Genomic DNA, 26610 nt, shown 5'->3' on the forward strand with positions numbered 1-26610 from the left:
GGATATAACCCTAAGCCAGAGCAATTACAAGATATTGAAGCCGGAATGAGAGTGAATAGTCAAGCCTTTGCTTTCAATGTAAACTTCTTCTATATGAATTATAAAGATCAATTGGTAGCTACAGGTAAAATCAATGGTGTTGGCGAAGCTATTATGACCAATGTTCCTAAGAGTTATAGAATGGGTATTGAAATAAGCGGGGGAGCTCAAATCATTGATCCACTGCGTTGGGATTTCAACCTTGCTTTAAGCAAGAATAAGATTAAAGATTTCACTATGTTCATTGACAATTGGGATACTTGGGGACAAGAAGAAGTTGCTCTTGGAGAAACCAACCTTATCTTATCTCCAAATACCATTGCCAACAGTATAATCACCTATTCTCCTTTTAAGAATTTCGATATGCAGTGGGTGGCAAAATATGTAAGTCGTCAATATATCGACAATACCAGCTATGAGTATAATAGCATAGACCCCTATTTTGTAAATGATTTGAAGTTTAGCTATGGGTTTTCAACAAGTTTCTTCAAAACTATTCGTTTACATTTAGATGTTCAGAATGTACTTAGCGAAAAGTATGAGTCTTATGCCTGGGTTTATAATTACCAATATGGTGGAGAAAGAGATGTAATTGATGGATATTTCCCAATGGCACCCATTAATGTTATGGGTGGGATAACTATTGAGTTTTAATTAGTCTATTCAATTATTCTAGGGCGTTAACAGCCTAACAAAAGCTTCTTAACACAAATGTTAAGAAGCTTTTGTCTATATATGGATTCCTTTTTCATGCTTAATATGAAAAGAATGTAGATTAAATATCGACCATCCCTTAGTTAAAGAGCTCTTTCCTTTAACAGCTTTTTAATAAACCTAAATCTCACCATTACAGAAACTTTATTACTTTTGTTTAAGTATTATAAATATACATTAAACAAATAAATAATGGATTTTCAATCAATATATTTTCAAGGCTTAGCTCTTATTAAAGCATTTATGACCATACTTTGGGTAATAAGTGTGATTAAGAAAAATGCCAGCATTGTTGATGCTTTCTGGGGCGCTGGTTTTGTTCTACTGGTCTGGTTTTACTTTTTCCAAACAGAAGGTTTAGGAGAACGCAAAATTTTAATCACCACTTTAGTGAGTATTTGGGGGCTGCGCTTATCGCTATTTATTGGCAAAAGGAACTGGGGGAAACCTGAAGATTTTCGCTATCAAAAATTCAGACAGGACTATGGGGCACATAGATACTGGTGGGTGAGTTTCTTTCAAACCTTTATTTTACAAGGTGTTTTATTATGGCTCATTTCTGCTCCTCTTCTAGGAGCTCAATCTGGAATAAACCAAGAATTAAACTTTATTGATTATGCAGCGGCTGTTATTTGGCTCATTGGTTTCGCTTTTGAAGCAGGTGGAGATTATCAATTAGCAAAATTTGAAAAAGAACCCAATAATAAGGGGAAAGTACTTAGTTCTGGTTTTTGGAAGTATACTCGTCATCCCAACTACTTTGGGGATGGTTTTCAATGGATAGCATTTGCATTATTTTCAATAGCTAATGCTTGTTACCTGCCCATCCTCAGTGCCGTTTTAATGAATTTTCTTTTAGTAAAGATATCTGGTGTAGCCTTATTAGAAAAAACTTTAAGTAAAACAAAACCACAATATCAAAATTATATAAATAGAACTCCCGCTTATATACCTTGGCTCCCAAAAAGTTAATTATGGATTGGATATTAGATAACATATGGTTTCTACTCTTTCTAATTTGGGGATTTCCACTTGGGATTTATAGAAGTAAATTCAGAAAATGGGTTTATCAAACCGATAGCTGGACCATTAATATTAAACCCATATTTGTAAAAGAACTAAAAGCGCTATTTCAAAAAGCAAGTTCAGAAGAAGTTGAATTTGTTAGATTTCAAAAGTTCTATAGATTTTATTTAGTAGTATATATGATTTTGTGGATAGCTTATATTAGCTTAGAATTCTAATCAAATGTGCTCCCGCTTTCAACAAAGCACTTATTCATTTGTATAGTTAAAAAATTCTTATTTTGAACAATTCTAAATAATCTTTGCTATTTTTGTATCCTAGTAAACTTAAAACAAACAATCATGCATATATTACCTGAATTACCATTTGATAAAAAAGCGTTTGGCTCCTATATTAGTGAGGAAGGCTTCGATTATCATCATGGCAAACACCATAACGCTTACGTTACCAATTTAAACAACTTAGTAAAAGATTCTGCTCTAGCTGAACTTTCTTTAGAGGAAGTGATCAAAAAGAGTGCTGCAGATGGACAAGTTGGAATTTTCAACAATGCTGCTCAGCATTTCAACCACGATTTCTTTTGGAATTGTCTTTCACCAAATAGTGGTGGACAGCCAACTGGAGAAGTGGCTGGATTAATCACCCGTGATTTTGGCAGCTTTGAAAATTTCAAAGAACAATTTTCAACTTCTGCTGTTAAATTATTTGGATCTGGTTGGGTTTGGTTAGTGGCTAATAAAGATGGTAAATTAGAAATTAAACCATTTGCAAATGCCGATACTCCTGTCACCTCAGATTTCAAACCTATTTTAACCCTAGATGTTTGGGAACATGCCTACTATATCGATCATAGAAATGCACGTCCTAAATTTGTAGAAGGATATTGGGATATCGTAAATTGGGATTTCGCCAATAAAAACTTATAATTCTAGGTACACCTAGTTTTTAAAGAACTATTCTATAACAATTTGAGCCTACATCTTACCTAAGGATGTGGGCTTTTTCTTTATCTTTGACCAAACTAAATGCGTCATTATGCAAAAGAAAACACTATACTTAATTATAACCATATCATTCCTCGCCGGAATCTTAGTACACAGCTACTTAAGCCCTAAAACCACAGAGCTCAAAATAGAAAGAATAGCGATGGCTTCAGACACTAACGCTGTAATGGATATTGTGTTTAAGGATTTCCCCGAAGCTTATCAGAAAGGAGACTATTCCTCTCAAAAGATAGCTGATTTATTTTGGGAAGAAGCTGATTTGGTGGTTCTAAGTTCCCCATGGTTAAAAGGACAAGATGCCGTTAGCGACCGCTTTAGTTATTTAAAAGATTTCCCGGAAGGAAGAAGTATTTACTTCGAGTTGGTATCTATCCGTTTCATTGGAGATTCTGCAGCATGGATTAATGTAAACTCATGTGATAAAGGAGGAAAAAACGAGGAGGGCGAAGCATTAGGAATATACTGCGACAGAGGAAGTTTTCTTATGGAAAAAAGAGCGCAGCAATGGAGAATATTAGCTGTACGAGCCTTTGAAGCTCCTTTAGAAGAATAAATAGCGTTCGTCTATAAAGTCCAATTTCGTCGTTATTGCTCAAAATCCAAATCCTCAAATACACTAGTATTCTGCGGTTTGAATTCTTCACAGCCTAGAACCGACTGAAAGGAGCTCACGAACACAAAATAAATGTACTATTTGACTTGAACTTTATAGTTCAAACACCTGACTTTATGGACAGACTCTAAATAGGGCTATTAGCTTTTTGCCCTTGGCCCTGGCCTTGGATAGTCTTCCTGCTTCCTGCTTAATTACACTTTAAATATTTCATCCAACACAAATACTTTCAAACCTTTATCTTCTTCCTTAAGATAAGCATTGAGCATTCCTCTAGCTACTTCTTCACCTTTTATGGGACGCCACTTTCTCATGGGAGGAATGATTTTTGACAAAACCCGAATTACCTTCGCACTTGACTCCTCCCCACTCCTTTTCTCAGATCGCTCACCCACCAATACACTAGGCTGAAAAACATATAAGTTAGAGAAGTCCAATACTTTTATAGCCTCTTCTAATTCGCCTTTCATTCGGGAATAAAAAATCTTTGATTTGGCATTGGCTCCTGAGGAGGACACTAAAAAAAAAGAATCGATACCATTCTCTTTAGCTGCTTTGGCAACTCCATATTGATAAGTATAATCAATTTTCCACTGCACATCTTTACTACCGGCAGCTTTCAATGTTGTGCCCATACAAGAAAATACCACGTCAGCCTTAATCATTTCTTTAAACGAAGATATGTGATCAAAATCAACTACATGCTCTTCCAATTTGGGGTGAGATTTACCTGTATTTCGTCGTAAAAAAAGTATTACTTTGTCTATTTTTTCTTCCTCTAATAACTGATTAACAAGATGTCCACCTACCAATCCTGTAGCTCCAATAACAATGGCTGTTTTTTTGTTTTCCATAACACAAAGATAAGTCTATAAATCAATTTTAATGCATATTTTTAAGCTTTCAAAACCATCACTATGAACAGAAGAAATTTCATCATCAAAACGAGTTTAAGCTTAGGCGCATTAAGTTTCTTACCAAATATCGGTTATTCCTCCATTATGAGCTCCTCAAAAGGCTTCACAAGCAAAAGGCCCATGATATCAGATAGAACATATCATAGTGATGCTGTGGAGGATCTTTTATCAGAGGTAAAATCGAAAATAGCTGATGAAGAATTGGGCTGGATGTTTGAAAACTGCTATCCTAATACCTTAGATACTACCGTTGATTTTGAAATGATTGATGGAAAAGAAGATACTTTCATCATCACCGGAGATATTGATGCCATGTGGCTTCGAGATTCTACGGCTCAAGTTTGGCCCTATATGCCATTAATTCCTAAAGATGAAAAAATCAGACTACTCATCAAAGGATTAATCAACAGACAAGTAAAATGTATATTAAAAGACCCTTATGCCAATGCTTTTTATAAAGATTTAAAGAAAGAATCACATTGGAAAAGCGATAACCCAAACCCTATACCAGGAGTTCATGAACGTAAATGGGAAATTGATAGTCTTTGCTATGTGATTAGACTCTCACATGAGTACCATAGAATTTCGGGGGATGCTAGTATTTTTGATGACTCTTGGGATGAAGCCATGAAGTTGATTGTAAAAACTTTTAGAACAGAGCAATTAATTGATGAGCCCTCTCCTTATCGTTTTTCTAGAACCACCAATCAAATGATTGATGCACCTATTTTTAATGGAACAGGAAGACCCGTTAAGCCCGTCGGACTCATTGCCTCTCAATTTCGCCCATCGGATGATGCCACGCTATTTCCTTTCCTCATCCCATCTAATATTTTTGCTATCCTTTCTCTAAATCAGTTAAATGATATCTATTCTAATATTTTTAATGAGCCCGAATTTGCCAAAGAATGCGCTGACTTTGCCGAAGAAGTAGAAACGGCTGTAAGAAAATATGCCATTTTGGAACATCTCGATTTTGGCAAAATATATGCTTACGAAGTGGATGGTTTTGGTAATGCATTATTTATGGATGATGCCAATGTGCCTTCTCTCATGTCTTTAGCCTATTTGGGTGCCCATCAACCTGAAGATGCTTTATATAAAAGAACCCGTCAATTTTTGTTGAGCGATAATAACCCTTATTTTTTAAAAGGAACAGTAGCCGAAGGACAAGGCAGTCCTCATACTTGGAAGGAAAAAATCTGGCCCATGGGTATCATTCTAAGGGCGATGACAAGTACAGATGAGCAAGAAATAATACATTGCCTACAAATGCTTAAAGACAGCCATGCCGATACTGGGTTTATGCACGAAGCCTTCCATAAAGACGATCCCGCTGATTATAATAGAGCATGGTTCGCCTGGGCCAATACTCTATTTGGGGAATTAATAATTAAGGTTTATCAGGAAAGACCAAGTGTTTTGGAGATGGTTTATAAATAATAAGAAGACGGATATTGGATGACAGATGTGAGAAACAAACTATTCACATTTAGCTGTTACCTATAAACTCTCAAAACCCAAGACATCACTCATATTATAGAAGCCTTTTTTTCCAACCAACCACTCGGCTGCTAAAACGGCTCCACTGGCGAATCCTTTTCTATTTTTGGCTTCATGTCGGAGCATAATTTCATCAATATCACTGGTGTATCGAATCTCGTGAGTCCCCGGAACTTGTCCTTCTCGTGCATGGCTAATAGGTAAATAGGAAGATTCTATTTCGTGACCCTCCTCTAATTTCCAAGTATCTAGAAGTTCATTAGAGTCAATTATCCCATTGGCTAAACTGATAGCTGTGCCTGAAGGGGCATCTAATTTTTGGGTATGATGAATTTCGTGAATATGGACTTTATACTCAGGGAATCGAGCCATAGTTTTAGCCAATAACTTATTGAAATGAAAGGTGATATTAACTCCAAGACTAAAATTACTAGCCCAGAGCAAACTCCCATTTTTCAGGTTAACCTCATCCTCTATTTCATTCATTTGCTCATACCATCCTGTGGTGCCAATAACTAAAGGAATATTCAGTTTCAGGCACCTTTTCATGTTAGAAATAGCAATTTCAGGAATACTAAAATCTATGGCGACATTAGAATTCAATAGTAATGATTTTTGTGTCACCCAATCTTCAAGGGTATCAATTCTGGCTTGAATGACATGTTCTTTAGATAAAGCCACCTTCTCGATTTCTTTACCCATTCTACCATAACCAATCAATGCTATTTTTAAATTATTCATCTCTAATCTACAGCTAGTTTATAACGTATTCCTATTCCTGGAGTCACTCGAGGGCCAAACTCAGTTGGTACTAATTGTGGTTCAAAGTGTATGCTTAAATCATCATCAATATCATAATCATATAAGTGAGCATCTACGGTAGCATCAACGATTTGTAAAATATAAAATACTCCAGTTAAGATATAACTCAATTCCAAACTACTTTGGTAATACTCTCTTTGAGACAATAAATCAGCCTGTGAATAATTCTCTACTAAAATATTATCAGAAGACTGCCCTTCAGGCAATTCGACTTTTATAGCATAAGCCTCTTTATACCTATTATACTCATATCTATTCTGAATAACAAAAAATGCCATCGTACTAAAGCCAGCATAAATAATAGGAATCTTCCAATATTTCCCATTATAATACTGCCCTAAACCTGGTAAAGCCGCCGACATCCAAGTAGCTTTCACAGGAGAATGAGCAGGAAAATAGCGATATACCGTATCTTGATGAAGATGAAGGTCAGCCGTTTCTTGTGCCATCACTGATGAACTTTCCCCAAATAGAAAAAGAAGTAACATTATTGTTACTCCCATTATTCTTATTAGTCTTTTGGAAAAACGATTAGGCATCTTCTCCTGAGATTATAAGCATTAAATTTCTCAACTCTTCCTCTGAATCAAAATCGATTAAGATTTTACCTTTTCCCTCTTTACCGGGTTTAAGCTGGATATCTCTTCCCAGTACCTGACTAATTCTATTGGAATATTCAATCATAGCCGGAGTAGATTCCACAGGAACTTTTTCAGTGAGTTTGGCTAAAGGATTTATTAGTTCTTTCACTAATTTCTCAACTTCTCTAACAGATAGCCCTTGTTCAATAACTTTCTCTAAAATCTTGAGTTGCGAGCCAATATTGTCAATATTTATTAGGGCTCGCGCATGTCCCATAGAAATCTGGTTAGATCTCAAAGCCAATTGTACTTCTGCAGGAAGTTTTAACAAACGGATATAATTGGTGATGGTTGAGCGATTTTTACCTACTCGTCTACTTAGTTCCTCTTGCGTAATCTGACATTCATCTATCAACCTTTGATAACTGATACCGATTTCAATGGAGTTAAGGTTCTCTCTTTGAATATTTTCAACCAAAGCCATTTCTAGCATTTGCTCGTCATTAGCTACTCGAATATAGGCTGCAATAGTTGTTAATCCAGCTTTTTTACTAGCTCTAAATCTACGCTCTCCAGAGATTAATTGGTATTTATCAAAACCTAATTTACGGACAGTAATCGGTTGAATGATTCCTTGTTTTTTGATAGAGGTAGCTAATTCTTCTAAAGCTAATTCTTCAAATTCGGAACGAGGTTGAAAAGGGTTGGTTTCTATTTTACTTAGTTCAAGTTCTGCTACAGCTCCAACCACATAATTACCTGATATATCGGACGATGTGATATCCGTATCAGGGCTAGATAAAATGGCATCTAAGCCTCTCCCTAATGCTCTCTTCTTACTCATTCGCTATAATTTTTTATCTTGATTTGACATTGCTGTCATATTATTCTTCTGTAAAATTTCACGGGCTAAATTTAAATAATTTATAGCGCCAGTACTCGTTGCATCATGCATAATAGCAGTTTCACCAAAACTTGGTGCTTCACCTAATTTAATATTTCTATTAATCAAAGTTTTAAAAACCATTTTCTGAAAATGAGTTTTAACTTCTTTCACCACTTGTTTTGATAACCTCAAACGGCTATCATACATAGTTAAGAGGATGCCTTCGATATCTAAATTATTGTTTAAACGAGTCTGAACAATTTTTATAGTATTCAAAAGTTTTCCAAGTCCTTCGAGTGCAAAATACTCACATTGTACCGGGATTATCACCGAATCGCTGGCTACAAGTGCATTTACGGTCACTAAGCCTAAACTTGGAGAACAATCGATAATGATAAATTCATAATCTTCTCTAACGCTTTCTAATGTTTTAGCAAGCATTTGCTCCCTATTGGGCATATTTATCATCTCTATTTCGGCTCCAACCAAATCGATATGAGCAGGAATGATATCTAAATTAGGAGTACTTGTTGAAGTAATGATGGTCTTAGGGTCAATATTATCCATAATACACTCATAAACACTTGTTTCCACAGATTTAGGATCAATACCTAATCCACTAGTGGCATTTGCCTGAGGATCTGCATCTATAATAAGTGTCTTTCTTTCTAAAACAGCAAAACCAGCACCTAAATTGATAGCTGTAGTTGTTTTACCTACCCCGCCTTTTTGATTGGCAACAGAAATTATTTTAGCCATTAAATTGAATAGATTTATGTTTCTACAAAATTACAATATTAAACCGAAACCACTTTATTTTTTTGTTAACAGTGATGTTTCGATATTATTATACCAAACAATGAAAATTAGGAGATTTTACGCTTTATCATGACCCAACAATGATCTAAAGAAGCATATCAACAATCATATAAAAGGATTATGGTAAAGATTTGTAGGCAAACTATTATCAGCTATCTAAACTATCGAAATCTACCTCTTTAAGTTTTTCAAGGGTATGATCCTCTTCAATTTCTGTAATTAATTCACCGTTAATATAATTCACCGCGTTTTGAAACCCATCTAGGAACTTCTCAAAATCTTCTTTAAAAAGAAAAAGCTTATGCTTTTCATAGGAGAATTTACCACTTTCGTTATCGAAGCGTCTCTTACTTTCTGTGATTGTTATGTACTTATCATCAGATTTAGTGGCTTTCACATCGAAAAAATAGGTCCTCTTTCCAGCTCTTACTGCCTTAGAATACAATTCTTCTCTTGATTCGTAATTGTCCCTTTTGCTTTCCATTCTCCGTTTATTTATAATATTCTTATTTAAAGTCGAGCAAAAATATAAAAACCTTAAAATAAATCATAAATTAATATACATTTCAAAAGAAAAAAAAACGACTTATATTTGGCAGCTAAAAACTTTTACTATGTTAAAAAAATCCATAGGCTCAGCTCTTCTTACAATAATGTCACTTTTTATTTTCTATGCCTGTTCTAATACAGATAAAGAAATCGAAGTTCCTGCTGGTTTAAACGACCCCATTGCATCATTTTCCTATTCGGGTAATGATGGACCCGCCCCCGTCACGATTGTTTTCACCAACTCCTCTGAAACCATTATTGCAGATAGCGCAGAATACATTTGGACATTTGGTGAAAATGGTCAAACCTCCACTGAGAAAAATCCTATTGAGACCTTTTATAATGCCACTAATAATGCTAAAGTTATGTTGGTAACATTGGAAGTACGAGATTTAGTGAGTGACAGGTACCAGCGTCGTTCTCAAGCCATTACAATTTTACCTAGCAAATAATTGTTATCCCAAGATTATTTTGGCTATTTCATTTAGAAAGCATCCTACTTAACATAAAAAAAAAAAACACTTAATAACTACCTTGATTACAAGGTCTTGTGGTTGCATTACGCCCTTTTATTACAAACTTTAATACGGTCACAAACTAAAAATGCTTGCCTAAATAGAAATCCCAAGCATCTTCAATTCATTTCATTATTCATAAAAAGGGACAGACATTCCAAAAGAATATCTTAGGAAACAGAATTTCTGTTACCGCACTACCTTTAGCCAATTTCCAGCTTTAGTTTCCACCAGATGGGCATCGGGTAGTGCGAATTGCATGCGGACGTATTTTAGGAAGGCTCTTGCAACCTGCTCGTTTTCAAACCTCCCAATGGTGTACCTGTAATCATCCCGATACGTCCACTCTGTAATTTTCTCTTTAGCTACCCAATTTTGAAGCTGTCGTAAGGGTATTGGATAGCCTGGAGATACTGCAATTTCAATGCGGTAAACAGAAATATTATCATAATTAGAAACCACTTCGAAGCTAGGCTTCTTGGGTTCTTTTATATCTTTTTCAGAATCTTTTTTCTTTTTGGTATTTAGTGGCCTTATGCTTTTTTTCTGGTAAGGTGATAATTTAGCCATCTTGGTTTCACCAGTCTCATCTTGGTAAGTAGTTATACTTCTTGATGGTTGTTCGGCAGGAACAGAACGTTCACCATTTTCAAATTCAACAATAAAAGCCTCTCTAATAAGGTGCTTGTTTCTTACCAGCAATAAAGCCTTCTCAGCTTCTTTAATACTGCCCAAATTATATATACTATAACGCCACCAGCCAGCAGATTCATAGGTATACACTTTTCTTTCTATCTGATGCTTTTTCAAAAACTCGTTTACTCTATTACTGGGTTTCCTACAAGCCAATATCTGAATTCTATAGGTTTTATCTCCAGTAGACTCCTCCAATTTATCTGTAACATTAATCGGTGCAATATAATCAGGGTCTGCGCTTTCAGCTTTAGGTTCAACTGATCTCTGGTCTATGGGTAAATCATTATAATCGACTCCTGAAGAAATTTGAACATATTGCGCATTTTTAATGGAAAACATCTTTCCGGCCTGATTCATCACTTCTCCTTCAATAAAGAAAGGATAAGTGCCATCTTCTCTTTCAGATATGTTGATTTCTATAGGAATGTTTAAGGTATCTTTATTCATAGGAAGATAGAAATCGAAGTCATAATTATATCCGATTCTTGTATAGGTCACCTCTTTCACCTTGGGTGCAACAGGATAGAAACCAGAAGGTAATGACATTCTAAAATATCCATTCCCTGTAATTCCACGTTTCTTAATGCTCACTAAAACTTGAAGTTTTTTATGATTGGCTTGACTTGGAACCCAAAATTCTACCCGATATGGATTAGTTGACATTACTATTTTCTCAGACTCCGCAGCTTCCTTTTGAAACATTTCCTTTTTAGTTATCCTATCTACTTCTGGATCCTGAAACGGATCAAGACTCATATAATCCAATAACTCAATTTCATTAGATTTCTTCTTATTCATTAATGGTACATTTCGAATAGCCGATTGTAGCATAAAATGGTAATTAATTCCAATGCCTGTATACCAATAATAATCAAATTCGATTCCTCCTGGTTTGGCATCTAAGAAATCGGAGCCTGAAATAGATAAAGAGGAATGAGCATCAACAGAAAAATTCTTATTGAGATAATACCGCATATATAAGCCTACTGGTATCACCACTGAAGTTTCATATTTCTTGGTTCCCCATTGGAGGAGATTGATGGTATCTTGAGTTGCGTAATTATAGAGAATGCTTTGCCATCGGATTCCTCCAACTCCTAATTCAGCCCAAACAGAGAGTTTATTGAGCCTTGCCCTTCTATTAAAGAGCTCAAAAATATTCACTTGCAAGTTCAGTGTAGCAACTTGAGTCTTGGCATCAAAAGTTCTAATTAGAGCATTGGTTTTCTTTGTTCCAGACAGTTTAGATAGGTTAACATCTAATTTTAATGAGGTTTTAGGAGAAAACTGTTTTCCTAAGTTAAAACCATAGCCAAAAGTAAGTTCGTTATATTTAAAGTTTGGAAGGTATTCTGTATATTTAATATCCCCAAAAAAGATATTAACACCACCTTTAGCTCCAATAAACCAAGCATTCTCATTGAGTTCTGCTTTTCGTTTTTTTTGGGCATAAACATAGTTAGTCATCCCAATAAGGATGACCAATATCATAGCCATATGGTGCCGATTCAGCTTCATATAATTCTGGGATACGGAATTTTACAGGTACACCTTCCCCAGTTTTCTTCTTTTAATAACCAATTTTATACGTAGAACATGAGTATAAAGTTGTATTTTTTATATTTATTTCTCAATAACAAAAGCTAAATAGCTTATATATCTTTTAGCTTTCCCTTACAAAGCTTCTTGATATGCTTAATAGCTTCCTCATCAGACAAACCTAACTTTTTCGATTTATTCATATCACGACAAGCATTTTCCTTGTCCTCCATAAAATATTTCGAAACTCCTCTATTATAGTAAATCCTAACCCAAGCAGGTTTTTGGGTAGGATCGGTTGGTTCAAATAAAATGGCTTTATCAAAAGCCCGCACTGCCATTGGGTAATTCTCCAACTCATGTTGAGTATTTCCTAAATAAGCATACAGCATCATAAATCTATTTTCGGGCTCCAATTGAACAGCTCCATTGAAATCGCTCAAAGCACCTTCAAAATTTCCTCTATTATATCGAAGAACTCCTCTCTTATAAAAATCCACAAAATTTTCAGGTTTATCAATATTAAAATCTGGAATAATTACTTCAACAGAACTAAAAAACTCTACGAAATCCTGATAAGGAACTTCATAATATGATTTATCAAATAGCTTGTCTTTATTTTCTTCTAATAAATACTTTTGATATAGACTCTTCTTATTCAACAACTTAATGAGTCTAAAACGATAATACTTCTTCCCATTCGTAATCACAGGCATGAGATTAAGAATAGCTGTAAACTGAGCCTTACTATTTAATTCCCTAGTTCTTAATATATTATATGATATTTTAGTATCTATTTCTTTTTTATCAAAATTGACTAAGTTATCGTAAGCAAATACTTCAAGGTTCACAGCATAAGGGTCATTAAAGTTTGCTTTAAGAGGAAGGATTTTATCAAGTTTTTTGGCATTAAACACAAAGTATTCTGCATTTTTTGTCTTTTTAAACCCCTGTTCCAGATCTGGAAAAGTATAATACCCTCCTGTATAATAGCGAATGAGAACAACAAACTGCTCATCTCCAACCAAAACCTCTTTAATCAATAACTCTTGAAAATTACTCTTTCCCAACTTGTCCATCGGACTAGGATTCCTATTTCTTTCACTATTTCCTAGTAATATCTTTCCTTGAGTAGAATTCCATAATCCATTGTCTTGTAATACCCAGCCTAAAGCATTTTTTAGCTCACCTTTCGTTTCGCTAAGTATAGGCAAATTGGATTGACTCCTTTGAACACTTTGCCCAAAAAGAGTCAAATGACTAAAAATAATAACTATGATAAATCCTATTCTATACATTTTTAAGCAATTTTATCTAAATATAATAAAAAATCAGCAATGCACAATCATCCTTAAAACGAAATTCAAAGCATTAAAATCATTACATAAAGAATCCAGTGAAGTTAAACCTAATATATGGCGCCCAATGCAAGCCCCAATCACTATAGTGCTCTAAACTGATATAACTATAATAAAACTGAGAAAGTATATCAGCAGAAATACCATCAGCAAATTTTATTTGTAAGCCAGGGGTAGCATAAGCCCCATAACCTATTCCACCTTGTCTAAAATTATACTGCTGCACATTTCCTCCTGGCACATAATCACCAGGTCCTTTATATTTAATATCTAAGACTAAGCTATAAATCTCAATTTTATTCATAACCACAGTGGTATTATTCAAATTGAAACCCACTTCAAATATAAAATTCATACGTTCATGTATTGGAAAGCTATTGACTAATCCAATATCTATATTCACTCTTTCTTCTTGTCCTGCTATATTTCCAAGTACATATTGATCTTCTTTGTTACTTGGTGGAATATCACCATCATTATAAATCACAAATTGGTCTTTGGTTACTAACCTTGAATAATTCATAGAAGCTGAAATAGCCATTTTCCTATTCAGCCAATATCGACCAGTTAAACCAGCATAAATCGCTGGCTGATATGTCATGTTCTGAGGATATTCAGTATGATATAATCCTTCTTCCAAAGGATAGCGATAACCATTCTGTTCGAGAACATCATTAATCATATTCAAGTAGTTAATATTATTAATGATTTTATCTGCACTATTCATTCCATCTTCGTTACCAGCCCCATTATAAAAATTGGCTGTATTATTATTTCCAAAATAAGCTCCTATGTTTAAACCAGCTTCAAATCCACTGTATTCATCATCTAAAGTTTCTGAAGTAACTTGAGCTAGCAAACCCGTATATAAAAAACAGATTAATAGAAGGCTTGTATATATTCTAATCATGGAAAAAGGTTTTTAATTGCTACAAATATAAGGAAGCCTGCAAGAATATCACATAATTAATTACCACTGTGAATAAATAATAAAGAAATCCTGAATTTTTATGGATCTTCAATCATTTTATTCGTTTCTTTGCACACTTATTTATTACAAATAGGTAAGGATGTCAACAAAAACAAAATTTATCTTCGTAACAGGAGGTGTTACGTCTTCATTAGGAAAAGGAATCATTTCTGCTTCCTTAGCTAAACTACTACAAGCCAGAGGTTATAAAGTAGGAATTCAAAAATTCGACCCCTATATCAATATAGATCCAGGAACTTTAAACCCATACGAACATGGCGAATGTTTTGTAACGGATGATGGTGCAGAAACAGATCTTGACCTAGGTCATTATGAACGTTTTCTTAATGAACCCACCAGTCAGGCAAATAATGTAACTACTGGAAGAATATATCAAACAGTTATTAACAAAGAACGCAAAGGTGATTATTTGGGAAGTACTGTGCAGGTGATTCCTCATATTACCGATGAGATCAAATATCGTGTAAAGTTACTTGGAAAGAAAAACAACTATGATTTTGTAATTACTGAAATTGGTGGTACTGTTGGTGACATAGAATCTTTACCTTATATTGAATCTGTGAGACAGATGAAATGGGAATTAGGTAAGGATTGCCTTGTGGTTCATTTAACTTTGGTTCCTTATTTAGCAGCTGCGGGAGAATTGAAAACCAAACCCACTCAGCACTCTGTAAAAATGCTTTTAGAACAAGGAGTTCAACCGGATGTCATTGTCTGTAGAACTGAACATCCCTTAAATGATAATATTAGAGATAAAATAGCTCGCTTTTGTAATGTAAGGTCTTCTAGTGTTATTGAATCTATTGATGCTGATAGCATTTATGATGTTCCGATATTGATGAGACAAGAAAAACTAGATACAGAGGTTCTAAAGCTTACTCATACCCCTGTAGAAAACGATCTCGACATCCAAGACTGGGAAGAATTCCTTTCAAAACTAAAAAATCCTAAATCTAAAATCACCATTGGCTTAGTTGGTAAGTATGTTGAATTGCAAGATGCCTATAAATCTATTCTTGAATCAATAGTACACGCTGGAGCTCATAGTGAAATTAAAGTAAAGGTAAAGATGATTCATAGCGAAAATGTGAATCGCGATAATGCCAATGAAGTTTTAAAAGGTTTAAATGGTATTTTAGTAGCTCCAGGATTTGGAGAGAGAGGAATAGCAGGGAAAATTGAAGCTGTGAAATTTGCCAGAGAAAATAAAATTCCTTTCTTAGGTATTTGTTTGGGGATGCAATGTGCGGTTATTGAATTTGCGAGAAACGTGCTCAATTATCCTGATGCTCATTCCACTGAATTCAATTCTAGAACAAGTTACCCTGTTATTGACATGATGGAAAACCAAAAAAAGATTTCAGGACTTGGTGGAACCATGAGATTAGGTTCTTATCCTTGCGAAATTAAAGCTGAAACCATTGCTGAAACTACTTATGGTAGTAAAAACATAAAGGAACGTCATAGACATCGTTTTGAATTTAACAATGCCTATCTTGAAAGATTCGAAACGGCTGGCATGTCAGCAACTGGAGTAAATACCAAAGATGATTTAGTAGAAATTGTTGAAATAAAAGACCATCCTTATTTTATGGGCGTTCAGTTTCATCCAGAATATAAAAGTACTGTTGCTAAACCACATCCTGTTTTCCTGAGTTTTGTAAAAGCTGCAAATAAGAAATAGGATATCCTTTGATATAAAAAAATGCGCTTCCATATTCATTTGTGAGCGCATTTTTTTATTTTTAAATTCATTCATTCCTACTCCCAATCCAATAATCGCTTGTCACCTTCGAGTTTTACAATCTCACTTATTTCTTGAGAAACCTCTACTACCCCTCTAAAAACACTGTCTTCATCACGAACTGCAAAATATTGGATGAGCACAAAATGAGGCCCCATGTGTATCCAAAAGCTGGCTTGGTCTTTCTCTCCTATTCTAAAAGCCTCCACAATTTTCTCTACCACATGAACTGAATCTGGAGGATGGCAATTACTCACATCACGCCCAAGTATAGCATTGGTTCTAGGAAAAATACGATGTTTCGGAGTCGAATAGTATTGTACCTTATTATGCTCGTCCACATAGGTAATGTCCACTGGTAAATGATTAAATACCATTTTAATTTGGTCTGGTCTCATGGCACCACTTCCCAATTGTACCAATCCACTTATCATATCTGATGCCTCCGATTCTTCTTGTTTACTGTTAAAATCTGGTTTCACGAAGGGAAATTCCAAATCTTTAGACTGACTCAATAATCCATCTACTTTTTCCGTAGAAATAGTATCCAATATATGAGGGAATAATATCTTCTCGTCTCTAAATTTAATAGCCGTTATTCTAAAACTAACATCTCCAATCAAGCGATTAATTCTTGATAAATCAATTACCCCCTTAGCTTCAAGAATAGAAATGACTTCTTTAATGTCTCTTTTTATATCATCATGAAAAGCCCACATCAGTTGAGAACATCTGAAGTCTGGCCACTCTTTCTCCAAAACTGGAAAAACTACATTTTCTTTAATGGTATATATTTTAGTGAAAGCTAATAACTCTTTATAAATGGATAATAATTCTTGAACAGACTCCTCCCAGTTTTTCGAATTAAGTTTCTTGATGAGCTGCGAAGTATCCTCCAATAAACTAATGGCCTTGATATTATTTTGCTCCAAATACCAAAGGATATCTCCTTTTTTAACGGGAGTAGATGGAAAATCGTTAATTGGCTGATAAACTAAATTAAGCAGCTTGTTAATCGCTGTCTTCAAAGCTTCTAGCTCTATTTTCTCTTGCATTAAAGCATCAACAGCAGCAATGATATCAGAAGGCATCAGCTTTTGAATTCCCTCCAAATATTGCTTGTATAAGTCCCCTACGTTCTCCTTCTTCAGGATGGCTTTAGTAAGTTGGACGAGCATTTTCACCCTATTTTGTTTGTGATGTGTGAATTCAGACATGATTATGATTTTTCACAAATATAAGGAAAGATAGTTTTATTTATTAATGCCTATGGGGAATATATACTTCTGTGATTTCTTCTATCTTTGATGAATAATCGAAAAGAAATTATGAATATTGCTTTTATACAAACCGGTGGTACCATTGACAAAGATTATCCTCATTCCATAAAAGGATGGGCTTTTGAAATTGGAAGCCCTGCATTTATCGAGATTCTTAAAAATGCACAACATCAGCATGAGATTAGCTTTTATGAATTTTGCAAAAAAGACAGCATGGAATTGACTCTTGAAGACAGATCTGCTCTTAAGGAAAAATGCATAGCTCTTCAAGAAAAAGCCATCATCATTACCCATGGTTCTGATACTTTAATTGAAACCGCCCAAGTTTTAAGTTCTATATCAAACAAAACTATCATCCTTACGGCTGCCATGCTGCCAGAAAAATTTAAGGATTCCGATGCTGCATTCAATTTAGGAATGGCCGTGGCTGGCGTTCAAAGTTTAGAACCTGGATTATATATTGCCATTCATGGGTATTTAGCTCATTGGAATTCATTTGAGCGAGATATGGAAACAGGAAAGTATTTACTAATATAGGGTAATCATCCATTAATAAGTCGAAATCTTCTATTAAGAGTACTCAATAGAACACTAACTTCATTTTGGTTCATATAACTAGAGAATTAATATTGTGCATATATTATTGAGTTTATAATTAAAAAGATATCTAATCTTCTAATAAGATGTATTTCACTCGTCCCACCTCTCCTGTCTCCAACATCACTTTTATGCCATGGGGATGATTTGGTGAATTGGTCAAAATCTTTTTCACAACACCTTCGGTGAGTTCTCCGCTCCTCTGATCTTGCTTTTGTACGATTTCTACATCTGCACCGATTGCTATATTTTTTCTATTTTTTCCGTCTATTCTTTCTATTTCCATCTCAGTAATTTTCAGCAAATGTACTATTTATTCTTTGTTCCCATGATAAATTCAAGAGGTGTTGTCAATCGTTTTTTCCAGGAGTTTTCCGAATGCTCTTCCCCTTCAAACTTGAGTGTTATCCAATTCTCTTTAGTATATCCTTTTGCTTTCATCACCTCATCCATTCCTTTTTGCGGAAGTTCATAAAGAGCATCTAAAGTCTCCGTTCCATAGTCAAAATAAATAAGGTGAGAGGAGGCTTCCGGAAGGTTTTCTTGCATATAATTTTGGAATGCATTGGGTACTGGATTATTCTCCATTTGGAAAATCCCAGGCCAATGAGTCGACAAGCAAGCCGCTCCAGCAAATACATCAGGATACTCACAAATGGCATACATCGATATTAAACCTCCCATACTAGAACCAGCAACAAAAGTGTTTTCTTTTTCTATGTTGACAGAATAATGAGCATCTATATAAGGTTTAACTTCTTCCACGAGAAATTTCAAATAATTATCGGACTGCACAGCTTTTGAAAACAAGGGATGTCCTTCATATCTTTCAACTCCCATTAATGAGTCTCTAAAATTTTCCGGAAGTGACTCAAATGGCTTTTGTGGAAAGAAATCGCTATGTCTATCATTGGCATCATTAAATATCCCAACAACGATACATGGCTTAATTTTTCCTTCAGAAATTAATTCTGACATGCACTCATCAACTCCCCACTCCTGCTTATTCCAAGTGGTATTGGCATCAAAAAGCATTTGCCCATCATGCATATATAGAACATTATATTTAGACTCCTCAGAATATCCTTCTGGAAGCCAAACATCTATATTTCTGTCATTTACATATTGAGATTTAAAATTCTCAATCCTTTCAATTTTCCCTGAGCTAACTTGAGGAAGATTTGTTTGTGCATTTGACACTATTATTCCAGTCAATAGTAAAAAAATAATTATTGTTTTTTTCATAAGTCATTTTTGAATGAGTAAAATTACAAAATACACTCTATCAAAAATATAAACTTATTCTTTTGTCAATATTTCTTTACTTCTGAAGTATAAAATCCTGTTAACAGTAAAAAATATCTTGCTCGAATAAAAAAACCTCCTATATTTGCCCCCAGAAATGAATAATCAAAATACAAATATGTCCATGATGATGCGTATGCAAAGCAACGTAAAGGGACGAATTGTATAAAAAACATAAAACAGATATACAAAGACGCCCTTGCCAAACAGCAGGGGCTTTTTTTATGATTTAAATTTACAAGAGATGAAAATAATAATGGCAAATACAATGATGATGAACATGTTTATGATGATGTATATGATGATGCAACACATGCTCCGGTATTGCCTAAAATGACAAATAAAAAGAATCTCTTTTAAGTCCCTTTGGTAATATCGAAACCAAAGGGACTTTTTTATTTTATGGCAAAAGAAACTTTATCTTTTCGTTGGATTCGAATGAAATATCAGTCATTTACCACAGTAAACTCCTGAAATTTCATTCTTTATCCGCCTCAACCTAAAGCTTCTTTGCTCAAAAAATCATTACAGAAAATAGATTAATAAACCTTGTCATAGTGCCGTAGTGGCCCAAAAACAAAATATATAAAACAAACAATATCCTTTGTGACATAGTGCCTAGTGGCCAACAAACAAGAAATATAAAAAAATAAATAATAATGGGAAATTTAAAAATAGCAAGCAAAGCTTTACATGCAGGACACGATACCAATTTAACTCAAGGAACCAGAGCTGTTCCTATTTATCAAACCACTTCTTATGTATTTAGAGATACAGAACATGCTTCCAATCTGTTTGAACTAAAAGAGCCAGGATATATTTATACCCGACTTAACAACCCAACCAACGATGTACTAGAACAAAGACTGGCACAAATAGAAGGTGGCATTGGAGCTGCGGTTTTTGCTTCTGGAACAGCCGCCATCTCTACTTGTCTGCTCACCTTACTACAAACTGGCGACCATATTGTTTCTTCAAGCAGTCTTTATGGTGGAACCTATAATCTTCTCAATGTGACCCTCCCCCGTTTTGGTATTACTACCCAATTTGTAAATCCAGATCAAATAGAAAATTTTGAGGAGGCTATTCAAGAAAACACCAAAGCTATATTTATTGAATCTATCGGCAATCCGAAACTCGATGTTTTAGATATTGAAGCCATAGCGAAAGTGGCACAAGCACATCAGATTCCATTAATTGTAGACAATACAGTAGCTTCTCCTAGCCTATTAAACCCCATAAAACATGGAGCAAACTTAGTGATTCACTCCCTCACCAAATATATAGCTGGACAAGGAAATTCACTAGGCGGCATTGTGATTGATGCCGGAACTTTCGATTGGGCCAGTGGGAAATTCCCAGAGTTTACGGAGCCTTCCAAAGGATATCATGGTTTAATTTATGCTGAAGTACTTGGCGAGGCCGCATTTATCACCAAATTAAGAATAGAAGGATTGAGAGATTATGGTGGAGCTTTAAGTCCATTGAGTGCTTTCCAAATCATTCAAGGATTGGAAACCTTAGAAGTCAGAATTAAACAACATTCTAAAAATGCATTAGAATTGGCTGAGTGGTTAGAAAGCTTAGAGGAAGTAGCTTGGGTGAATTATCCTGGATTAAAGAATAATAAATACTATCCCTTAGCCCAAAAATATCTTCCCAAAGGTCAAAGCGGAATTGTCACTTTCGGATTAAAAGGAGGATTTGAAGCCGCTAGAAAATTCACCGACAGCACTCAACTTTTCTCACTTCTAGCCAATATTGGCGATACTAAATCATTAATCATTCACCCTGCCAGCACCACGCATCAACAGTTAACCGAAGAGCAACAAGAATCAACTGGTGTCACAAAAGATTTAATTCGATTGTCAGTTGGTTTAGAAGATATTGTAGATTTGAAAGCAGATATTGAACAAGCCATAAAGAAAATCTAATGAGACCCGAATTAATCAGCTATAAAATTAAAGATTTCACCACCTCAAGCGGGGTTCTTCTCAATGAGTTGAACCTCACTTATGAGGTTTTTGGAAAACCTTTACATACTGCACCAATAGTAGTAATTAATCACGCATTGACTGGAAACTCTGATGTTTTAAGTGAAGAAAAAGGCTGGTGGAAAACCATCATTGGAGAAAATAAACTCATTGATACAAACAAATACACCATTCTAGCTTTTAATATCCCTGGAAATGCCTACGATGATTTAATTATAGAAAACTATAAAGATTTCACAACTCGAGATATTGCAAGCTTGTTTTTAGAAGCCATTGATGGTTTAAAGATAGAGAAGCTTTTTGCAGTCATCGGAGGCTCTTTAGGAGGTGGAATCGCTTGGGAAATGGCAGTGTTAAAACCAAAACTCATTGAAAACTTAATCCCCGTGGCTTGTCATTGGCAAAGCTCCGATTGGATTATTGGTTTTAATGAAGTGCAAATGCAAATTTTAGAATTCACTGATAAGCCTTTAGAAATTGCTAGAATGATGGCCATGTTATTTTATAGAACACCGGCCAGTTTAGAGTCTAAATTCAACAGAAGCCAAACTGCAGATGGAAAATTATTCAATATTGAATCTTGGCTTCGGCATCATGGAAATAAATTAAATGGCCGCTTTGAGGTTTCTGCCTATCGCTTGATGACTCATTTATTAACCACACTTGATATCACCAGCCATTTTGAGAATTTTGAGGAGGCTGTTAAAGAAATCGAGTCCAATATTATTCAAGTAGCTGTAGATACAGATTGGATATTTGTGAAGGATGAGACCATCGAGACCAAAAACAAGTTGGACAAGTTGGAGATTAAAAACGAATACCATGAAATAAAATCCATACATGGCCACGATGCTTTCTTAATTGAATTTGAGCAACTTGAAAGTTTCTTGAAACCCATATTCAAATAGAATCATCCTTCACTAGAATTTTACAAGTCAATAATTCACAACAAACTTTGTGCAACTCTGTGTCTTAGTGCCTCTGTGGTAAATAAAATAAAAATATGAAAATAATAAAATTCGGAGGGAAATCCCTCTCCAACGGAACCGGAATAAATGCTGTAATCAGCATCATACAAAATAAAATTAATAATAATGAGAAGTTTGTCGTTATAGTTTCTGCTAGAGGAAACGCCACAGATGAACTAGAAAACATCTTAGAACTAGCCAAACAAGGAAAGGAATATAAAACGCAATGGCAAGAATTTAAAAGTTACCAAATTTCACCTGCTCCTGCTATAGATTTCAGCAAAGAATTCCAGCTATTAGAAAAAATATTCGAAGGCGTTCAATTATTAGAGGAAGTGAGTTTAAAAATAAAAGACCTCGTATTAGCCCAAGGTGAATTACTCGCTGCCAAAATGATATCGAAGCTTCTAAATGACAAAGGAATTAAGGCAAAAAACATTGATAGCAGAAAAATTATTGTCACTGATGAGCAATATGGAAATGCAGTTGTCTTAGAAGAAGAATCAAAAAAAAGATGTCAAACTTTCATCGATGAATTAGAAGAAAACACCTTGGCTATTCTTACTGGTTTCATTGCCAATAATGAACAAGGTTCTACCACCACTTTGGGGAGAAATGGCAGCAATTATTCAGCTGCATTATTTGCCAATTTCCTAAATGCAGAAGAATTACAAAACTATACACATGTAGATGGAATATACACTGCCAATCCTGATTTAGTAGAAGAGGCAAGAATTATTGATCAAATCAGCTTTCAAGAAGCCAATGAATTGGCCAGTTTTGGAGCTTCCATTTTACATGCCAAAACCATTATTCCACTTATTGAGAAAAACATTCCCCTTAGAATCCTCAACACTTTTAATTCTGAAAGCAAAGGAACACTCATCTGTAGGAATGGTCAGAAAAAAGGTGTAAAATCCATTTCTGTAAAATCAGGAGTGAGTCTGATTAATTTGGAAGGAAAAGGCTTATTGGGGAAAATAGGTGTAGATGCAAGAATATTCAACACTTTAGGAAGAGAAAATATTAATATAGGTGTCATTTCCCAAGGAAGTTCAGAAAGAGGAATTGGATTTGTGGTAAATAGTAAAGATGACGACAGAGCAGTAAAATCTCTCCGTAAAGAATTTTCAAATGATTTTTCCAATAAAGATGTGAGCAATATCACTACCATTAATGATGTATCGGTGGTTAGTATTGTGGGTCAAAATTTACAAGGCTTTTCAAAACCCTATCAATCTTTGGTGAAAAATAATATTGAAATTCTATTGATTAATAATAATATTTCGGGGAATAATATCAGCTTATTAATCGATAACCAGCAGGTTCACAAAGCCATCAACATTATTCATTCTCAGATATTTGGGGTAGCTAAGAATATAAATATCGCTATTTTTGGAAAAGGAACAGTGGGCGGAAGTTTAATTGAACAGATTTTAAAAAGCCAAGAACAAATCTTAAGGAGAAAAGAAACTCGTCTAAATATTTTCGCGGTTGCCGGAAGTAAAAACCTTCTTCTCCAAAAAGAGGGCATTGGAAATAATTGGAAATCTGAATTTAAGAATGCTAAGCAAACAAAAGATTCTATCAAAGAAGTTATTGCCTTTGCTGAACAACATCATTTAGAGAATTTAATAGCCATTGATAATACTGCTTCTAGCGAATTTATCAAAAGCTATCCCCTCTTGATTGAGAATGGATTCGATTTGGTTTCCTCCAATAAAATAGCCAATACTGTAGGTTTTGATTTCTATAAATCATTAAGGAAAGAATTGAAGACTCATAACAAACAATATTTATACGAAACCAATGTGGGCGCAGGTTTACCGCTCATCGATACCATCAAACTATTACACGATTCCGGAGAGAATATCACCAGAATTAAAGGCGTATTTTCAGGCTCACTGAGTTATATTTTTAATGCTTTTTCTGAATCTGAAGAAAGCTTCTCAAGCATTGTGAAACAAGCCATGGAAAAAGGATTTACAGAACCTGACCCAAGAGAAGATTTATGTGGAAACGATGTGGCTCGTAAATTACTCATTTTGGCTCGTGAACTCGATTTGGAAAATGAACTAGACGAAGTTCAAATTAGAAACCTCATTCCTGAAAACTTAAGAGGAGGCCAAGTGGATAACTTCCTCCAAAGAATTGAAGAATTAGACCATCCTTTTGAATTACTAAAAGAAGCACAAGAAAAAGACCATGTTCTCAGGTATGTGGGCGATTTACATGGCGACCTTCAACAAAGCAAAGGTGAGTTGGATGTGAGTTTGGTAAGTGTCCCAAAAAACAGCGCTTTAGGCCAATTGAGCGGAAGTAATTCCATCTTCGAAATCTATACCGAAAGCTATGGGGAGAACCCAATTGTGATCCAAGGAGCCGGTGCTGGTGCGGCAGTAACTGCCCGTGGTGTATTTGGTGATTTGTTGAGGATTGCTGAGAAGAGGTAGACTTAATGACAAAATAAATATTCAGTATCTTTGCTCTTTAATTATGATTATAAAAATCTGAAATATGAACTCAAAGACTTCTGAATTAAAAGAAATATTACATCAACTAGTTACTAATACTAATGATGAAGGTATTTTGAGTCAGGTTCAAGCCTATTTTTCAGCTTTGCAAAAAAAGCCAATCGATTGGTGGGACTATTTAAGTGAAAATGATAAATCAACAATTGAATTAGGATTATCTCAATTGGAGAATAATGAAGGTCATTCTCATGAAATTATTCAATCAAAAGTTGACCATTTATTGGGCAGAAAATGAGACCACCTCATATCATATGGTCTCCAGTTGCAGAAGATTCATATTTAAAAACTATTGAATATATTCTAGCAAAATGGTCTCTTAGGGAAGCTGAAAAATTTGAATCTAAAGTTAACCATCTATTAAATAAATTGATGGTTCATCAAAAACTTTGTCCTGAATCAATAAGTTTCAATGGCTTAAGAAAATGCGTAATAAGCAGTCAGACTTCTTTAATTTATAGAGTTCATAAAAACTCCATTGAATTGATTGCGTTTATTGACAATAGAAGTAATCAAACGATTTAATTATCTGAATCTGATTCTGTAGCTTGGCATATTTTTTTTGTGATACTTTTATAGAGGTCATCGAGGCTCTGTCCATTCTAATGATTACCTTTTTTAGCTATTGTCTTTTAATTACAAACAAAAGGTGCAGAGCACCGAAACATCTATAGAAATTTGAATGCAATGATAATTTCAAAGTCACCAGATAAGTCTCAGCAATTTGCTAACAGAGCAGCGACGACAACAGAAATCCCTAAAATACCTAAATTGTTTCGCTACTCTGTAGCTTGATACCAAATTTTCTTATTTCTTTTATAGAGGTAGACGGGTCTCTGCCCCTTGTTAATGATTGTTCTAAATTAGCTCATTATCTTTCAATTACAAACAAAAGGTGCAGAGCACCGAAACATCTATAGAAATAAGAACATCGTGAATATTTCAAAATCACCAGATATACCTATGTAACATAGCAATAGAACAGCAATAATATCAGAAATTAATCATCAAATGGATTTACATCAATAGCCTCAAAATATACCTTTGTTTCTGTTGAAAGCTTTGGAACCTTAGCCCAATAAACAAAAGGTATTGAAATGATACCAGAGCCTGCACACTGATTTTCCATAGAGTATTTCACATACATTTTAACTTCATCTTTTTGTGTATTCCTACATACCCATGCCATTGTATTAATGCCTTGGCCAGAACCTCCCCCTCCCATGCCTAAAAGAGTGTGTTTTTCAAAATCTACCTCTATTGGCTTATGCTCTGACATTAAAGAATCATATTGAGTTTGTCTCCTTATGACTATTGGAGAATTATTAAAGTCAAAACCAGTAATAGATCCTTCAATTATTTCAGCAACTGTCCATTCATTATAACCATTATCACAGAAAGGTTGGCCAAGTGATTTAGTATTACATTTACCACAGCTAAAAAACAAAGAAGAGATACAAAGAATAAATAGAATTAGTTTGATTGTGTTTCTATAGATTGATATCATTCGAATCTGATTTTGGTTAATGATAACCAAAGATATAACCTTTTTGCTATTGCTATAAATCGATTGGCTATTTAAACCCATTCCAAAATACCAACATTAAATAGCTATTTTG

The 26610-nt window shown here is 34.7% G+C and carries 27 protein-coding genes; 14 read left to right on the forward strand and 13 right to left on the reverse strand.

All coding sequences use genetic code 11. The features are described 5' to 3' along the window. The 5 genes from HNS38_RS10505 to HNS38_RS10525 form a co-directional block, all read left to right on the forward strand. Nucleotides 1-693: TonB-dependent receptor domain-containing protein (locus HNS38_RS10505; protein WP_172346425.1), on the forward strand; the 693-nt coding region annotated here is incomplete at its 5' end. Nucleotides 694-945: 252 nt separating this feature from the next. Continuing rightward, entirely contained in the window at nucleotides 946-1725 is a 780-nt protein-coding gene (locus HNS38_RS10510) for a DUF1295 domain-containing protein (protein ID WP_172280516.1), read from the forward strand. 2 nt (nucleotides 1726-1727) lie between these two features. After that, complete coding sequence (locus tag HNS38_RS10515) at nucleotides 1728-1997, forward strand: hypothetical protein (protein ID WP_172280518.1); 270 nt, start codon at nucleotides 1728-1730, stop codon at nucleotides 1995-1997. Nucleotides 1998-2120: 123 nt separating this feature from the next. Continuing rightward, on the forward strand, nucleotides 2121-2705 hold the full coding sequence (locus HNS38_RS10520) for a superoxide dismutase (protein ID WP_216663690.1): 585 nt from the start codon (nucleotides 2121-2123) through the stop codon (nucleotides 2703-2705). Between the two features lie 109 nt (nucleotides 2706-2814). After that, nucleotides 2815-3336 (forward strand): hypothetical protein, encoded by a 522-nt coding sequence (locus tag HNS38_RS10525; RefSeq protein WP_172280520.1) that lies wholly within the window; start codon nucleotides 2815-2817, stop codon nucleotides 3334-3336. Between the two features lie 254 nt (nucleotides 3337-3590). Here HNS38_RS10525 and HNS38_RS10530 read toward each other — a convergent pair whose 3' ends face one another. Then, nucleotides 3591-4250: an NAD(P)H-binding protein gene (locus HNS38_RS10530; protein WP_172280523.1), complete on the reverse strand. Its 660-nt coding sequence runs from the start codon at nucleotides 4248-4250 to the stop codon at nucleotides 3591-3593. A gap of 63 nt (nucleotides 4251-4313) precedes the next feature. On the opposite strand from HNS38_RS10530, the gene HNS38_RS10535 reads away from it, so the two are divergent. Next, a complete protein-coding gene (locus tag HNS38_RS10535) occupies nucleotides 4314-5756 on the forward strand; it encodes a glycoside hydrolase family 125 protein (RefSeq protein ID WP_172346426.1) in 1443 nt (480 codons plus the stop codon). Between the two features lie 60 nt (nucleotides 5757-5816). On the opposite strand, the gene dapB is transcribed toward HNS38_RS10535, so the two are convergent. The 5 genes from dapB to HNS38_RS10560 all read right to left on the reverse strand — a co-directional run bounded on the left by dapB (nucleotide 5817) and on the right by HNS38_RS10560 (nucleotide 9408). Further along, nucleotides 5817-6557 (reverse strand): 4-hydroxy-tetrahydrodipicolinate reductase, encoded by a 741-nt coding sequence (dapB, locus tag HNS38_RS10540; protein ID WP_172346427.1) that lies wholly within the window; start codon nucleotides 6555-6557, stop codon nucleotides 5817-5819. 2 nt (nucleotides 6558-6559) lie between these two features. Further along, a complete protein-coding gene (locus tag HNS38_RS10545) occupies nucleotides 6560-7141 on the reverse strand; it encodes a DUF5683 domain-containing protein (RefSeq protein ID WP_172346428.1) in 582 nt (193 codons plus the stop codon). 28 nt (nucleotides 7142-7169) lie between these two features. After that, a complete protein-coding gene (locus HNS38_RS10550) occupies nucleotides 7170-8063 on the reverse strand; it encodes a ParB/RepB/Spo0J family partition protein (protein ID WP_172280529.1) in 894 nt (297 codons plus the stop codon). A gap of 3 nt (nucleotides 8064-8066) precedes the next feature. Beyond that, the gene (locus HNS38_RS10555) at nucleotides 8067-8864 is read right to left on the reverse strand and encodes a ParA family protein (protein WP_172280531.1); all 798 of its coding nucleotides are present in this window, start codon (nucleotides 8862-8864) and stop codon (nucleotides 8067-8069) included. A gap of 208 nt (nucleotides 8865-9072) precedes the next feature. Then, nucleotides 9073-9408 carry a DUF3276 family protein gene (locus HNS38_RS10560; RefSeq protein WP_172280533.1) on the reverse strand — a complete coding sequence of 112 codons (336 nt, stop codon included), beginning with the start codon at nucleotides 9406-9408 and terminating at the stop codon, nucleotides 9073-9075. A 130-nt stretch (nucleotides 9409-9538) separates the two neighbouring features. Between HNS38_RS10560 and HNS38_RS10565 the strand changes: the two genes are divergently transcribed. After that, nucleotides 9539-9925 carry a PKD domain-containing protein gene (locus HNS38_RS10565; protein WP_172280535.1) on the forward strand — a complete coding sequence of 129 codons (387 nt, stop codon included), beginning with the start codon at nucleotides 9539-9541 and terminating at the stop codon, nucleotides 9923-9925. A 252-nt stretch (nucleotides 9926-10177) separates the two neighbouring features. Here HNS38_RS10565 and HNS38_RS10570 read toward each other — a convergent pair whose 3' ends face one another. From HNS38_RS10570 to HNS38_RS10580, 3 genes are all read right to left on the reverse strand, one after another. Further along, the gene (locus HNS38_RS10570) at nucleotides 10178-12181 is read right to left on the reverse strand and encodes a hypothetical protein (protein ID WP_172280537.1); all 2004 of its coding nucleotides are present in this window, start codon (nucleotides 12179-12181) and stop codon (nucleotides 10178-10180) included. A 155-nt stretch (nucleotides 12182-12336) separates the two neighbouring features. Beyond that, complete coding sequence (locus HNS38_RS10575) at nucleotides 12337-13521, reverse strand: hypothetical protein (protein WP_172346429.1); 1185 nt, start codon at nucleotides 13519-13521, stop codon at nucleotides 12337-12339. 82 nt (nucleotides 13522-13603) lie between these two features. Further along, entirely contained in the window at nucleotides 13604-14491 is an 888-nt protein-coding gene (locus HNS38_RS10580; RefSeq protein ID WP_172280541.1) for a hypothetical protein, read from the reverse strand. Between the two features lie 160 nt (nucleotides 14492-14651). Between HNS38_RS10580 and HNS38_RS10585 the strand changes: the two genes are divergently transcribed. Beyond that, nucleotides 14652-16256, forward strand: a complete 1605-nt coding sequence (locus HNS38_RS10585; protein ID WP_172280543.1) for a CTP synthase — start codon at nucleotides 14652-14654, stop codon at nucleotides 16254-16256. Nucleotides 16257-16333: 77 nt separating this feature from the next. Here the strand turns inward: HNS38_RS10585 and HNS38_RS10590 are convergent, their stop codons facing one another. Continuing rightward, complete coding sequence (locus HNS38_RS10590) at nucleotides 16334-17533, reverse strand: PAS domain-containing protein (RefSeq protein ID WP_172280546.1); 1200 nt, start codon at nucleotides 17531-17533, stop codon at nucleotides 16334-16336. Between the two features lie 111 nt (nucleotides 17534-17644). Between HNS38_RS10590 and HNS38_RS10595 the strand changes: the two genes are divergently transcribed. After that, nucleotides 17645-18133 (forward strand): asparaginase domain-containing protein, encoded by a 489-nt coding sequence (locus HNS38_RS10595; RefSeq protein WP_172280548.1) that lies wholly within the window; start codon nucleotides 17645-17647, stop codon nucleotides 18131-18133. Nucleotides 18134-18263: 130 nt separating this feature from the next. Here HNS38_RS10595 and HNS38_RS10600 read toward each other — a convergent pair whose 3' ends face one another. Both HNS38_RS10600 and HNS38_RS10605 read right to left on the reverse strand, forming a co-directional pair. Next, the gene (locus tag HNS38_RS10600) at nucleotides 18264-18479 is read right to left on the reverse strand and encodes a YwbE family protein (protein WP_216663691.1); all 216 of its coding nucleotides are present in this window, start codon (nucleotides 18477-18479) and stop codon (nucleotides 18264-18266) included. A gap of 23 nt (nucleotides 18480-18502) precedes the next feature. Then, nucleotides 18503-19438: an alpha/beta hydrolase gene (locus HNS38_RS10605; protein ID WP_172346430.1), complete on the reverse strand. Its 936-nt coding sequence runs from the start codon at nucleotides 19436-19438 to the stop codon at nucleotides 18503-18505. Between the two features lie 719 nt (nucleotides 19439-20157). Between HNS38_RS10605 and HNS38_RS10610 the strand changes: the two genes are divergently transcribed. The 5 genes from HNS38_RS10610 (at nucleotide 20158) to HNS38_RS10630 (ending at nucleotide 25516) form a co-directional block, all read left to right on the forward strand. Beyond that, nucleotides 20158-21432 carry an O-acetylhomoserine aminocarboxypropyltransferase/cysteine synthase family protein gene (locus HNS38_RS10610; RefSeq protein ID WP_172346431.1) on the forward strand — a complete coding sequence of 425 codons (1275 nt, stop codon included), beginning with the start codon at nucleotides 20158-20160 and terminating at the stop codon, nucleotides 21430-21432. Then, nucleotides 21432-22400 carry an alpha/beta fold hydrolase gene (locus HNS38_RS10615; protein ID WP_172346432.1) on the forward strand — a complete coding sequence of 323 codons (969 nt, stop codon included), beginning with the start codon at nucleotides 21432-21434 and terminating at the stop codon, nucleotides 22398-22400. The genes HNS38_RS10610 and HNS38_RS10615 overlap by 1 nt, the downstream gene beginning before the upstream one ends. A gap of 95 nt (nucleotides 22401-22495) precedes the next feature. Next, nucleotides 22496-24913 (forward strand): bifunctional aspartate kinase/homoserine dehydrogenase I, encoded by a 2418-nt coding sequence (gene thrA / locus HNS38_RS10620; protein ID WP_172346433.1) that lies wholly within the window; start codon nucleotides 22496-22498, stop codon nucleotides 24911-24913. 64 nt (nucleotides 24914-24977) lie between these two features. After that, nucleotides 24978-25229 carry a hypothetical protein gene (locus tag HNS38_RS10625; protein WP_172280558.1) on the forward strand — a complete coding sequence of 84 codons (252 nt, stop codon included), beginning with the start codon at nucleotides 24978-24980 and terminating at the stop codon, nucleotides 25227-25229. Continuing rightward, nucleotides 25226-25516 carry a type II toxin-antitoxin system RelE/ParE family toxin gene (locus tag HNS38_RS10630; protein WP_172280560.1) on the forward strand — a complete coding sequence of 97 codons (291 nt, stop codon included), beginning with the start codon at nucleotides 25226-25228 and terminating at the stop codon, nucleotides 25514-25516. The genes HNS38_RS10625 and HNS38_RS10630 overlap by 4 nt, the downstream gene beginning before the upstream one ends. Before the next feature lie 475 nt (nucleotides 25517-25991). Here HNS38_RS10630 and HNS38_RS10635 read toward each other — a convergent pair whose 3' ends face one another. Further along, nucleotides 25992-26498, reverse strand: a complete 507-nt coding sequence (locus HNS38_RS10635) for a hypothetical protein (protein WP_172280562.1) — start codon at nucleotides 26496-26498, stop codon at nucleotides 25992-25994. Nucleotides 26499-26610 lie beyond the last annotated feature (112 nt).

The sequence above is a fragment of the Lentimicrobium sp. L6 genome (genome assembly GCF_013166655.1).
GTDB lineage: Bacteria > Bacteroidota > Bacteroidia > Bacteroidales > UBA12170 > UBA12170.